The organism is Saccharothrix sabaoui, assembly GCF_051756985.1.
GTDB lineage: Bacteria > Actinomycetota > Actinomycetes > Mycobacteriales > Pseudonocardiaceae > Actinosynnema.
This window is the reverse complement of the sequence record NZ_JBPKJK010000025.1, coordinates 62,832-75,635: the sequence shown is the minus strand read 5'-3', so window position 1 is coordinate 75,635 and position 12,804 is coordinate 62,832. Positions and strand designations below refer to the sequence as shown.

Sequence of the window (12,804 nt, the reverse complement as noted above, 5' to 3'; positions counted from 1 at the left end):
CACGCACTCGGGCGCCTGCTTGAACGCCTGGCCCAGCTCGGGGTCGTCCTGGAGCTTCTTGATCTGCTCCTGGAGCTTGGACGGGTCGGCCTGGTCGCCGCCGAGCTGCTCCAGCTTCGTCGCGAACTCCGGGTCGGCCGGGTCCAGCGCGGCCAGCTCGGTGTTGACCTTGGACAGCGTCTCACCCGACTCGGTGAAGAACTTCACCAGCTCGTCGTGCAGGGCCTGCGCGTCGGCCGACGGCGCGCCCAGGTCCTCCATCTTCTCGCCGGCGGCGCTCAGCGACGTCCCGGCCTTGGAGCTGTAGTCGAGCAGCGCGGCCTTCTGCACGGCCGGGTCCTCGGCGCCACCCTCGAACATCGTCTTGAGCAGCGCGAGCACGCCCTCGATCGTGGGGCCGATGCCCTCGCAGAACGTCCCCGTCCACTGGACCGGGTCGGACTTCGCCGCGACCGACGAGGTGGTGGTGGGGGTGGCGGACGCGGCGCTGGAGCCGTTGCCCGCGGCGCCGGAGCCACCACCGCACGCCGCGCTCACCAGAACGGCGGCGAAGACACCCGCAAGGGTGACACGATGCTTCACAATTCCCCCAAAGGATTGGCAAGAGACCGAGCAACCTACTACGTGGTGGGTACCGCCGATCCGGTAGGAGTCAACCTTCGCAGCCCCTGGCACGCGCGGGCCTTCTCCGCCGCCGCCGTCAGCTCCGGCGACGCGTCCAGCGCCTTCAAGGGCTCCACGAACGTGTCCAGGCGCGCGATCGCCTCGCCGGCGGCCTGGAGGCCGCCCGTCTGGTCGTTCGCGTCCGCCGCCTCCAGCGCCGCCTTGGCGTCGGAGAAGTTCTTGGCGATGTCCGCGAACGTCGTCGCCATCGCCCCCACCTGCTCGTCACCGCCGGCCACCGGCGACGGCCCGACCCCGCGCAGCGCCTCCGCCGTCCGGTTGTAGGCGTCGGCCATCTGGCCCATGTACGCCGCCATGTCGGCCTTGAGCTTGGCCGGGTCGCCCGCGTCGAGCTGGGGCGGCGTCTTGGGCGCGGTGACGAACGTGGACGCCGCCGTGCACACCTTGTCCACGTAGGCGACCGCCGCGTCCGCGGACGACGCCGAAGACGACGACGCGGGCGAGGGCGTGCCGCCGTCCCCGGACGAACACCCGGCGACGACCAGCGCCGCCGTCGCGACCAGCACAGACAGCCTCATCGAGTGGCTCCCAACGTCTCGGTCATCGCACCCAGTGTGCCCCGACCGGACGAACGGGCACCAACGGGAGCGGGGCGCCCGTCAGGACGCCCCGCCACCGTGCGCTCGGTTCCCGCGTCGACGCCTACGCGGCGCCGTTGGCCACCGACGCCCCCTCGGACGAGGCCGGCGCGGACGGCGCGGGCGGCTCGTCGGAGATCACGGTGCCCCGGCGCTTCGAGATCACCACGGCCGCCACGATCACCACGACGGCCACGACCGCGATCGCGTACCGCACCCCGGCCGACGCGTCCGCGCCCACCGAGAACGTCACGATCGCGGGCGCGATCAGCACCGAGACCAGGTTCATCACCTTGATCAGCGGGTTGATGGCCGGGCCGGCGGTGTCCTTGAACGGGTCGCCGACCGTGTCGCCGATGACGGTGGCCGCGTGGGCGTCCGAGCCCTTGCCGCCGTGGTTGCCGTCCTCGACGAGCTTCTTCGCGTTGTCCCAGGCGCCACCGGAGTTGGCCAGGAACACCGCCATCAGCGTGCCGGTGGCGATCGCGCCGGCCAGGTACCCGGCCAGCGGGCCGACGCCCAGGCCGAAGCCCACCGCGATCGGCGCCATGACGGCCAGCAGGCCCGGCGTGGCCAGCTCGCGCAGCGAGTCGCGCGTGCAGATGTCCACGACCCGGCCGTACTCCGGCTTCACGGTGCCGTCCATGATCCCGGGGTTCTCCCGGAACTGGCGGCGCACCTCGAACACGATCGCGCCCGCCGCCCGCGTCACCGCGTTGACGGCCAAGCCGGAGAACATGAACACCACGGCCGCGCCGATGATCACGCCGACCAGCACGTTCGGGTCGGACACCAGGTTGGAGAACGACACCGGCACGTCGCCGGCGCCGATCCCGACCTTGGTCAGGGCCTGCGAGATCGCGTCCTTGTACGACCCGAACAGCGCGGTCGCCGCGAGCACGGCCGTCGCGATCGCGATGCCCTTGGTGATCGCCTTCGTGGTGTTGCCCACCGCGTCCAGCTCGGTGAGGATCTGCGCGCCCTCGCCGTCGACGTCGCCGGACATCTCCGCGATGCCCTGCGCGTTGTCCGAGACCGGGCCGAAGGTGTCCATGGCGACGATGACGCCGACCGTGGTCAGCAGGCCGCAACCGGCCAGCGCGACCGCGAACAGCGCCACGACGACGGAGCCGGACAGCAGGAACGCGCCGTACACCGCCGCGCCGATGACCAGCGCCGTGTAGACGGCCGACTCGAAGCCGACCGAGATGCCGGACAGGATGACGGTGGCCGCACCGGTCAGCGAGGTCCGGCCGACCTCCTTGACCGGCTTGTGCTCGGTGCCGGTGTAGTAGCCGGTCAGCCAGAGGATGACGCCCGCGAGCACGATGCCGATGATGACGGCGACGGCCGCGATCAGCGCCGGGTTGCCGCTGACGCCCTTGATCTCGTCCGACACGCCCTCCAGGGCGCCGAACGTGCTGGGCAGGTAGACGAACGCCGCCACGCTGCACAGCACCGCCGAGATGACCGCCGAGATGTAGAACGACCGGTTGATCGCCGACAGCCCGTTCTCGCCCGTGCGCGCGCTGGTGATGTAGACGCCGATGACCGCCGTCAGCACGCCGATGGCGGGCACGATCAGCGGGAACAGCAGGCCCTGCGTGCCGAACGCGGCCGTGCCCAGGATCAGCGACGCCACGAGCGTCACCGCGTAGGACTCGAACAGGTCCGCCGCCATGCCGGCGCAGTCGCCGACGTTGTCGCCCACGTTGTCCGCGATGGTCGCGGCGTTGCGCGGGTCGTCCTCGGGGATGCCCTGCTCGACCTTGCCGACCAGGTCGGCGCCGACGTCCGCGGCCTTGGTGAAGATGCCGCCGCCGACGCGCATGAACATCGCCAGGAGGGCGGCGCCGAAGCCGAAGCCCTCCAGCACCTTCGGGGCCTGCCCCGCGTAGACCAGCACGACCAGGGCCGCGCCGAACAGACCCAGGCCGACGGTGAACATGCCGACCACGCCACCGGTGCGGAACGCGATCCGCATGGCCTTCTCCCGACCACCGGCCTCCTTGGCCGCGGCGGCGACGCGCACGTTCGCGCGGGTCGACAGCCACATGCCGAGGTAGCCGATGATCGCCGAGAAGACCGCGCCGACGATGAAGAACAGCGACCTGCCGATGCGCTCGCCGATGTCGTCGGCGGGGAGCGCGAACAGCAGCACGAACACGACGACCACGAAGATGCCGAGCGTGCGGAACTGCCGGTTGAGGTAGGCCGCTGCGCCCTCTTGGACCGCCTTGGCGATGTCCTGCATCTTGGCGGTGCCCTGGCCCGCGGCCAGCACCTCGCGAAGCAGCACGTACCCGACGGCCAGGGCGGCCAGCGCGACCACGGCGACCACGGCGACTAGGCCGCGATCACCTCCGGAGAGCTCGAGGCCCTCCGCGAGGAATTGCCGGGACATCCGTCCTCCTGGTGAGTTTTCCTAGCCCAACTCCGGGGGCACCCCGCTGTGTGAGGCGGGTCACTCACGCGACTGTCAGCCCCGACACAACGTGATGCATCCCTCATTGGACGCGATAGCGGCGGAGTCTATTCATAGCCGGCAAGGAGGCAACGGCCCGCTCCGATCCGTACACACACCGTTATCCACACTGGAAGCGAACACCGTGTCGACACCGTGTGCGAAGCTGCGGTCCGTGGTGAACCAGGGACGTCGTCTGCTGGACCGGGTGCTCGCCGGGGTCCCGGTCGGTGAATCCCCGCTGACGCACAGCGAGGACCTGCCCGCCCGGCCCGCGCGCCACGCGCCGTGGCCCTCCTGGACCTCGCCCGAGGTGGTGTCCGCGCTGGTCGACCGCGGTGTGCGGGAACCGTGGCGGCACCAGGCGGAGGCGGCCGACCTCGCGCGGGACGGCAAGCACGTCGTCGTCGCCACGGGCACGGCCTCGGGGAAGTCGCTCGCCTACCAGCTGCCGGTCCTCTCGGCCCTCGTCGCCGCACCGGGCACGACGTCGCGGGCAACAGCTCTGTACCTGTCACCGACCAAGGCGCTCGGCGCGGACCAGCTCCGGTCCGTCGACTCGCTGGGCCTGCCGGGCGTGCGCGCCGCGTCGTTCGACGGGGACACGCCGATGGCGGAACGCGACTGGGTGCGGGCGCACGCGAACTGGGTGTTCACCAACCCCGACATGCTGCACCGCGGCGTGCTGCCCCACCACGCCCGCTGGATCAGGTTCCTGCGCGGGCTGTCGTACGTCGTGGTCGACGAGTGCCACACCTACCGGGGCGTGTTCGGCTCCCACGTGGCGCTGCTGCTGCGCCGCCTGCGCCGGATCGCGAACCGCTACGGCGCAGACCCGGTGTTCGTGCTGGCCTCGGCCACGGTCGCCGACCCCGCGTCCTCGGCCTCCGCCCTCCTCGGCCTGCCGTGCACCGCCGTCACCGACGACGGCTCGCCCCGCGCGGCCCGCACGGTCGCGCTGTGGGAACCGCCCCTGCTGGACGACCTGGAGGGCGAGAACGGCGCGCCGGTCCGCCGGTCGGCGGGCGCGGAGACCTCGCGCATCCTGGCCGACCTCGTCGTCGAGGGCGCGCGGTCGCTCGCGTTCGTCCGCTCCCGGGTGGGCGCCGAGCTGACCGCCCTCGGCGCCCGCCGCGTGCTCGCCGAGGTCGACCCGGAGCTGGCGGGCCGGGTCGCCGCCTACCGCGGCGGCTACCTGCCCGAGGAGCGCCGCGCCCTGGAGCGCGCCGTGTCGTCCGGCGACCTGCTCGGCGTGGCCACCACCAACGCCCTCGAACTGGGCGTCGACATCGTCGGCCTGGACGCGGTCGTCGTCGCCGGGTTCCCGGGCACGCTCGCGTCGTTCTGGCAGCAGGCGGGCCGCGCCGGCCGCACCGGCGACTCCGACGCGCTCGTCGTCTTCGTCGCCCGCGACGACCCGCTGGACACCTACCTGGTGCACAACCCGTCCGCCGTGCTGCACAAGCCGGTCGAGGCGACGGTGCTGGACCCGGCGAACCCGTACGTCCTGGAGCCCCAGCTCGCCTGCGCCGCCGCCGAGCTGCCGCTGACGCCCGACGCGCTGACCGACTTCGGCGGCGACGCGGCGCTGGCCGTGCTCGACGACATGGTGGGGCGCAAGGTGCTGCGCCGTCGCCCGAACGGCTGGTACTGGACGTCCCGCGACCGGCCGCACGGCGAGGTCGACATCCGCGGCTCGGGCGGCGAGCAGGTCGTGGTCGTGGAGGCCGACTCGGGCCGGATGCTCGGCACGGTCGACCCGGGCGCGGCGCACCGGACCGTCCACGACGGGGCCGTCTACCTGCACCAGGGCGAGTCGTACGTGGTGGACCGGCTCGACCTGGACAGCGGGATCGCCCTGGTGCACGCCGAGCGGCCGGACTGGTCGACGACGGCCCGCGACACCAAGGACATCTCGATCGTCCGCGAGGTGGAGCGGCGGGACTTCGGGGGCGTGACCGTCTGCCTCGGCGAGGTGGAGGTGACCTCGCAGGTGGTCGGCTACCTGCGGAAGCTGTCGTCCGGCCAGGTCGTCGACTCGGTGCCGCTGGACCTGCCCGCGCAGACCCTCGTCACCCGCGCGGTCTGGTACACGGTCTCGGCGGGGTTGCTGGGCAGTGCGCCGGGGGGCGCCGGTCTGGCTCCGGCGCGCGTCCCCGGCGCACTGCACGCCGCCGAACACGCGGCGATCGGCCTGCTACCGCTCTTCGCGACCTGTGACCGTTGGGACATCGGCGGCGTCTCGACCGCACTGCACCAGGACACCGGGGAGGCGACGGTGTTCGTGCACGACGGTCATCCGGGGGGTGCCGGGTTCGCCGACCGCGGGTTCAACGCGGTAGTCCCGTGGTTGGTCGCTACTAGGGAGGCCATCGCTGCTTGCGCGTGTCCGGCCGGGTGCCCGTCCTGCGTTCAGTCGCCCAAGTGCGGGAACGGCAACGATCCGCTGGACAAGGCGGGCGGGGTGGCCGTGCTGGACGTCGTGCTCGGGTTCGTCGGGGAGAGGCCCCACGACGTCCGGCACGGCCACGGTGGTCACGACCGGTCGGCGGTGACCAGGTCGTAGGTCGGGGTGCTCTGCGCCAGGCGCAGGGCGTCCTGGACGACGCTCGCGGGCGGCAGGTCCCACCCGCAGACCTGGGGCTTGACCCGCCAGTGCACGACCCCGTGGTGCGCGGGGCTCGGCGGCAGCGGGACGTACTCGCCGGCGGCGTAGTGCCGGACGTCGTCGTTCACGCGGACCGAACCGCCGGAGGCGACGAGGAACAGCCACCGCCCGGCCGGGGTCGCGACGATCGGGACGGGGTTGCCGGTGGCGCGCAGCGCGACGGCGGCGCGGTGGCCCAGGTCGGCGCCGACCTCGACGGCGTCCACGCCGTGACCGGTGGCCAGCAGGATGCTGTAGGACTGGCCGGCCCACCAGGTGGCGACCTCGTCGGCGCTGGTGCCGACGCGCGCCTCCCAGTCGTGGTGCACGGGGACGGGGCCGTGGTGCTCCACCCCGTCGCGGCCGGCCCACTGCCCGCCCGCCGGATAGGTGCCCGGCAGCACAGACCACCCGTGCCACGCGAGGGTGACCGCCTCCGCGCGCAGCTCGATGCGGAATGCCCCGCGCCAGCTATCCGACCACTCCATCTTCCGTTCGCCTCCTCTGTGCGACCACGACACCGTGTCGGGCGTTCTTCGACACCGCGTTGGTGCCGCCACTTGAACTAACGGCATGACCGGGGGTTCTGGTAACCCGCAGTCGACAAGTGGGCGATGTGGCACGGCGAGCGCGGCGGCCGCGCGGTGCGGCTGAACGGCCCCGGGACCGCTCATCCCCGGCGAGGCCGCGGATATGCGGTCGTGTGAGTCCGCTCACCGCCGCCGACCGACCGTTCACCGTGTCGTGCGGTGCTCACCCTTCGGCCGGACCTGCCCGCGCCCGAGCGCTCGGCGCGCCGAACACCGCCTCCTCACCGCTCACCACCACTTCCACCTCCCACCCGTCGACCGCGCACCCGTCCAACCGCCCGCCCATCCGCTCGACGACCACCCGTGCCCGCGAGCAGGCCGCGTCCACCCCCTCGACCACCCACGAGGCCGCCGCCAAGGCGCCCAGGTCGGCGGCGGCGGCGACGCGGTGCCGGACGATCGCCGCCTCACCCACCAGCACCCCGACCAGCACCAACGCACCCCACACCCCCACCACGGCCACCGCGACGACCGAGGCGGCCCCGCGCTCGCCACCCCCGCCCTCCCGGTCGGCCCCGTCACCCGGCCGGCCCCACCACCTCCCCCTCCGCCACACCCCGCTCGTCCCCTCCCGACTCCTGCACTCCCGGTTCCAGGACGGCGTAGGCCCGAGCCCGCAACTCGATCCCGAACCGCGACACCCGCACCTCGACCCACGCCCCCGTCCCGCCCGCTCCTCCTTCCCGCCGCACGTCGAACGAAGCTCCTTCCGGCGCAACGGCGTCCACCACCCCTCGTGCCGCCCCGTCGTCCCCGCGCGCGACAACCCGAGCCACCTCCCGCGCCGCGTCCGTGCACCGCAACTGCCCGACCACCGCCATCACGGCCCCGACCCCGAGCGCCAGCACGACGACCAACCCGCACACCGCGACAGCGGCCTCGACCGTCACCGCGCCCCGATCTCCCAGCGGTGGCGGCGAATTCGCCACCCGCCGCACCGCGCGGCCGTTCACAAGCCCACCGTGAAGGCGCGCTGCACCAGTTCCTGGACCGCGACCGCGAGCCAGTCGGCGGTGGCGATCCCGTAGAGCACCATCGCCACCGCCGCGGCGGCCAACGTGCCGATCGCGTACTCGGCCGTCGACATCCCTTCTTCTCCCACCGTCTCCATCCCTCCACTGTGGACAATCACCAGTTCTCCCCCACCCTGCCGACCAGACCGATCACCACCGGCACGACGCCCAGGCACAGGAACGCCGGCAGGAAGCACAGCGCCAGCGGTCCCGCCACCAGCACGGCCGCCCGCTGCGCCCGCGCCTCGGCCTGGTCGGCGATCGCCGCCCTGGCCTCCACCGCCAGGTCGGCGGCGGCACCCGCCAGGGCGGCACCCGACCTCGCGGTGCGCCGGGCGGCCCGCGCCAGCGGAGCGGTGTCCGGGTGGAGCAGGGCACCCGCCCACGCCGTCACCGGGTCCGCGCCCAGGCTCAGCAGGTCGCCGACCTCCCGGAGCCGCTCGGCGGCCCCCGGCGGCACACCCGCCAGCACCGCGTGCACCGCCCGGGCCACCGGCAACCCCGCCCGCAGCGCGGCGGCCAGCAGGTCCCAGGTCGCCGCCTGCGCGAACGGGTCCGGCGGGCGCGGCCCGACCTTCCGGGGCCGCGCGGGCGGAGGTTTCAGCCGGACGCTCGCGGCGGGCCGCGCCGGGAACACGACCAGCGCCAACGCCAACAGGAACAGCGTCACGCGACCACCCGCCCCGACAACCGCCCGCGCCACCGCGCCCCGCCGCCGACAGGCACCGCACCGGCCGCCGGTAATCCCGCCACCGCCACGCGACCGGCCGCTCCAAGAGCCGCCCGCCACACCGCAACCCCACCGCCGGCACCGGTCACCGCCGTTCCTGGCGCCGTCACGCCACCGGCCACCTCGTCAACCGCCCGCCACGCCACACCCCCGCCATCGGCGGACACCGCGCCGGCTGTCACCGTCCCGGGCACCGCCACGCGACCAGCCGCTCCGACAGCCACCCGCTCCACCACCCCGCCGGCGGCGGACACCGCGTCAACCGCCGGCGAGCCCGGCGCCGTCACGCGACCACCTGCCTCGTCAACCGCCCGCTCCACCGCAGCCCACCGCTGATGAGCGCCACGCCGACCACCAGCAGCACCTGACCGGGCGCGGTGCCGGTGAGGACGGCCAGCGGTGCCGCACCGCTCACCTCGCCGAGCAGGACGCCGAACAGCGGCAGGCCGGCCAGGACCGCCGCGCTGGCCCGCGGCCCCGCCATGCGGGCGTGCACCTGCCTGGCGAACGCCGTCCTCCTGTCCAGGTCGCGGCGGACCGCGTCCACCACGTCGGCCAGCGGCACGCCGTGGTCCGCGGACAACCGCCACGCCCTGGCCAGGTGGCGGGCGTCCGGGAAGTCCGCCAGGGCCGCCTCCACGTCGCCGCCGCGCGCCGACGTGGAGGCGATGGCGCGCAGGACGTCCCCGGCGGGCTGCTCGGCGTCCTCGGCCGCCCCGGTGGCGGCGGCGGCCGGGTGGGCACCCGACCGCAGTTCGGCGACGAACCCGCCCAGGCCGTCGGCGAGCGCACCGGCCGCCTTCAGCCGCACCCGCTGCCGGGTGGTGTCGCGGTGCGCCCGCCACACCGCCGCGGCGAGCACGCCGCCCGCCACCGCGCCGCCGGGACCGGCCAGGAGGCCGAGCGCCGCACCCGCCACGACCACCACCAGCCTGGTGGGCGCGGGCACCCGGCGGCGCGGCGGTGAGCGGCGCAGCCCGGCCAGCCGCCGCCGGGCGGGCGACGACGGCACGAGCAGGAGCGCGACGGCCAGGAGCAGGCAGCTCATGACCAGCCCACCAGGGCCTTGAGCCGGTCGCCCGCCTCCTGCCAGCCGCCGTCGCGCCGCCACGCGGGCGTCACGGCGAGCCGCCCGTCCCGGTGGTCGAGCACGCCGACCTCGGCGAGGTGGCGGGTGCCGTCGACGGCGCGCCGCACGTGCAGCACGACCTTGACGGCGGCGGCCACCTGGCTGTGCAGCGCGGCCCGCCCGAGCCCGCCCGTCGCGGCCAGCGCCTCCAGCCGCGCGGGCACCTCGGCGGGCGAGTTCGCGTGCAACGTGCCCGCACCGCCGTCGTGGCCGGTGTTGAGGGCGGACAGCAGCTCGCACACCTCGGCGCCGCGCACCTCGCCGACGACGATCCGGTCGGGGCGCATCCGCAACGCCTGGCGGACCAGGTCGCGCAACGTCACCTCCCCCGCGCCCTCGACGTTCGGGCCCCGCGCGAGCAGCCGCACGACCTGCGGGTGGTCGGGCTGCAACTCGCCCGCGTCCTCCACGCAGACCACGCGTTCGCCGTGCGGCACGCAGCCGAGGAGGGCGGCGAGCAGCGTCGTCTTGCCGGACCCGGTGCCGCCGACGACCAGGAACGCCTGGCGGGCCAGGACGATCGCCCGCAGCAGGTCGGCGGTGGGTTCGTCGAACGTGCCGCAGCTCCGCAACGCCGCCAGGTCGTGCACCGCCGGCCGGAGCACGCGCAGCGACAGGCAGGTCGACGGCGCGACGGGCGGCAGCACGGCGTGCAGGCGCACCCCGCTGGGGAGCCACCCGTCGACGTACGGCGCGGCGTCGTCCAGCCGCCGCCCGGCCACCGCCGAGAGCCGCTGGGCGAGCCGGCGCACGGCCGCCTCGTCGGGGAAGCAGATCCCGGTGCGGCGCAGGCCGCCGACACCGTCGACCCACACCTGGTCCGGGGCGGTGACCAGGACGTCAGTGGTGTCCGGGTCGCGCAGCAGGGGTTCGAGGAGCCCGGCCCCGACGAACTCCTGCCGCAGCACCGCGAGGGCCCGCTGGACGTCCTCGTCCCCGAGCACCCCACCCGCCTCGCCCCGGACCGCCTCGGCGACCGCGGCGGAGGTCAGGTCGCCGCTGCCGTTGGCCAGGCGCAGGCGGACGCGCTCGACGAGATCGCTCATCGCGCACCCCACCAGGTACGGGAGGTGCGGGACCGGAAGTCCTCGGTCTCGCCGAGCGGCAGCCGGGGCCAGGGGATGGCGGTGGCACCGCCGCACCCCGACCCCACCGCCCGGTCACACCCCGACCCCACTACCGGGTCGCAGGTCTTCGGGTCGTGGGCTTCCGGGGCGTGAGCTCCTGGGACACGGGCTCCTGGGGCACGGGCCGCCGGGTCGGGCGAGGCGCCCGGACCGGACCGGCACTCGCGCCGGGTCGGCGGACTCGCGTCGGGGTCGGTAGGCGCACCGGGACGGTAGGTGCGGAAGGCCGCCGTGGGCTTGTGCTCGGGGTGGTGGGCGAGCGTGGGCTTCGGCCCGGCGCTCGCGGGTTCGGCGGTGGACGGGTCGGAGGTCACGGGATCAGTGCTCATTGAGGGCTGCCAGTACTTCTCGGGCCGCTTTCGCCAGCGGGCCACGGGCGGTTTCGGGGAAGCGGCCCTGGTCGAGGGCCGCGGCGAGGCGGCGTTCCGGGCGCATGGTGGTGAGCAGCGGGAGGTCGACCGCCTCGGCCACCTCGTCGCTGGTCAGGCCGCCCGGTGACGGGCCGCGCACCACGGCGCGCAGTTGGACGCCCCGGTCGGCCACCTGGTCGACCAGGGGCTGCGCGGCCATGCACGCCTTGACGTCCGCGGGCACGACCATGACCGCCAGGTCGGCCCGGTCGAGCGCGGCGCACGCGGCGGCGGTGAGCTGGCGCGGGACGTCGCACACGACGGTGCCGCCCGCCCGCCTGCCCGCCTCGACGACCGCCACCACGGCGGCGGGTTCGGGGCCCGGCCCCGTCCGGCCGCAGGACAGCACGGTCAGGCTGCCGCGCTTGCCGGTGCGGCCGGGCAGCGCCGAGCGGAGCGCCGACGCCGGGACGCGACCGCCCTTGAGGTGCAGGGTGGGCCACCGCAGGCCCTCCTGGCGCTCGGCGCCCAGCGTCAGGTCGAGGCCGCCGCCGAGGGGGTCGCAGTCGACCAGCAGGCCGTGGCCGCCGGACGACAGCACGGCCTGGCCCACGGCCACCGCCAGGACCGACGCGCCCGCACCGCCACGCGCGCCCAGGACCGCGAGGACCCGACCGTCGCCGGAGGGACCTTCGAGGGCGTCGGCGAACGCGGCCCGCAGCGCCGCCTGGCCGGCCGGCAGCTCCAGCACCTGCTCCGCGCCCAGCGCGAGGGCGCGCCGCCACGTCGCCTCACCCGGTGGACCGGTGGCCACGACGTGCAGCCCTGACCTGCGGGGCAGTTCCCCGGCGGCGCACGCCTCCGCCGCCGCCTCGTCCAGCACCACCAGCGGCACATCCTGCCAGCGGGCGCGCAGCGCGGGCACGTCGGCGGCGCGCTCCACCTCGCAGCCGACCACCGCGGCGGCGTGCAGGACCTCGTCCAGCAGCGCCGCGTCGGACACCAGGACCACGGGCCGTTCCATCGTTCCTCCCGAGCTCGACCGATCCGGAGCGGATCTTCGGGTCCCACGGTCGCGGGCGGTGAGGAAGGACACAACGAGCCATGATCAACATGTGGACAACTCCGCGACCTGTGGACAACTCGCGGTGCGGCCGGCGCGGAGGAGGGCGGCGGCACTCGGGGAGCCGGCGCGCGGCGCCCGTCCGGAACGCGGCGCGGGAGGCGGCGGGAGGCCGCGCGAGGCGGCTGGGGAGCACCCGGAACACGGGGCCGAACCGACCCCGGACATGGGACGACCCCCGCCAGGGGGGAGGGACGGGGGTCGTCATCGGTTCAGTCCCGGGGGGTCGGACTGAACCCGTCCGGTCGAGCCGGACCCGTCTACTGTATCCCCACGGGACAAGGTCTTGCGTGTCTTCCGTTAGAGGGAAGCGGAAATTTCGCCCTACCCACACCCAGTTCGTAAAAAGACGAACGGATTCGCGCCGAC

General features: G+C 74.6%; 12 protein-coding genes. 1 reads left to right on the top strand and 11 read right to left on the bottom strand.

Translation table 11 applies throughout. The features are described 5' to 3' along the window. The 3 genes from ACR807_RS10590 to ACR807_RS10580 form a co-directional block, all read right to left on the bottom strand. Window positions 1-582: hypothetical protein (locus ACR807_RS10590; RefSeq protein WP_438921067.1), on the bottom strand; the 582-nt coding region annotated here is incomplete at its 3' end. A 38-nt stretch (window positions 583-620) separates the two neighbouring features. Then, a complete protein-coding gene (locus tag ACR807_RS10585) occupies window positions 621-1,202 on the bottom strand; it encodes a hypothetical protein (protein ID WP_438921066.1) in 582 nt (193 codons plus the stop codon). A gap of 124 nt (window positions 1,203-1,326) precedes the next feature. After that, window positions 1,327-3,666, bottom strand: a complete 2,340-nt coding sequence (locus tag ACR807_RS10580; RefSeq protein ID WP_438921065.1) for a sodium-translocating pyrophosphatase — start codon at window positions 3,664-3,666, stop codon at window positions 1,327-1,329. Window positions 3,667-3,901: 235 nt separating this feature from the next. Here ACR807_RS10580 and ACR807_RS10575 point away from each other — a divergent pair, with 235 nt between their 5' ends. Next, window positions 3,902-6,292 carry a DEAD/DEAH box helicase gene (locus ACR807_RS10575; RefSeq protein WP_438921064.1) on the top strand — a complete coding sequence of 797 codons (2,391 nt, stop codon included), beginning with the start codon at window positions 3,902-3,904 and terminating at the stop codon, window positions 6,290-6,292. Here ACR807_RS10575 and ACR807_RS10570 read toward each other — a convergent pair. From ACR807_RS10570 to ssd, 8 genes are all read right to left on the bottom strand, one after another. Continuing rightward, the gene (locus ACR807_RS10570) at window positions 6,262-6,861 is read right to left on the bottom strand and encodes a bifunctional DNA primase/polymerase (RefSeq protein ID WP_438921063.1); all 600 of its coding nucleotides are present in this window, start codon (window positions 6,859-6,861) and stop codon (window positions 6,262-6,264) included. The two genes, ACR807_RS10575 and ACR807_RS10570, sit on opposite strands and share 31 nt — an antisense overlap. A gap of 265 nt (window positions 6,862-7,126) precedes the next feature. Beyond that, window positions 7,127-7,519: an Rv3654c family TadE-like protein gene (locus ACR807_RS10565; protein ID WP_438921062.1), complete on the bottom strand. Its 393-nt coding sequence runs from the start codon at window positions 7,517-7,519 to the stop codon at window positions 7,127-7,129. Then, window positions 7,482-7,916 carry a TadE family type IV pilus minor pilin gene (locus ACR807_RS10560; protein WP_438921061.1) on the bottom strand — a complete coding sequence of 145 codons (435 nt, stop codon included), beginning with the start codon at window positions 7,914-7,916 and terminating at the stop codon, window positions 7,482-7,484. Before ACR807_RS10560 ends, ACR807_RS10565 begins: the two co-directional genes overlap by 38 nt. Further along, window positions 7,913-8,074 carry a DUF4244 domain-containing protein gene (locus ACR807_RS10555; protein ID WP_438921060.1) on the bottom strand — a complete coding sequence of 54 codons (162 nt, stop codon included), beginning with the start codon at window positions 8,072-8,074 and terminating at the stop codon, window positions 7,913-7,915. The genes ACR807_RS10560 and ACR807_RS10555 overlap by 4 nt, the downstream gene beginning before the upstream one ends. Before the next feature lie 17 nt (window positions 8,075-8,091). Further along, window positions 8,092-8,646, bottom strand: a complete 555-nt coding sequence (locus ACR807_RS10550; protein ID WP_438921059.1) for a type II secretion system F family protein — start codon at window positions 8,644-8,646, stop codon at window positions 8,092-8,094. Between the two features lie 343 nt (window positions 8,647-8,989). Then, window positions 8,990-9,754: a type II secretion system F family protein gene (locus ACR807_RS10545; protein WP_438921058.1), complete on the bottom strand. Its 765-nt coding sequence runs from the start codon at window positions 9,752-9,754 to the stop codon at window positions 8,990-8,992. Beyond that, window positions 9,751-10,881, bottom strand: a complete 1,131-nt coding sequence (locus ACR807_RS10540) for a TadA family conjugal transfer-associated ATPase (RefSeq protein WP_438921057.1) — start codon at window positions 10,879-10,881, stop codon at window positions 9,751-9,753. Before ACR807_RS10540 ends, ACR807_RS10545 begins: the two co-directional genes overlap by 4 nt. A 399-nt stretch (window positions 10,882-11,280) precedes the next feature. Continuing rightward, entirely contained in the window at window positions 11,281-12,336 is a 1,056-nt protein-coding gene (gene ssd / locus ACR807_RS10535; protein WP_438921056.1) for a septum site-determining protein Ssd, read from the bottom strand. Window positions 12,337-12,804 lie beyond the last annotated feature (468 nt).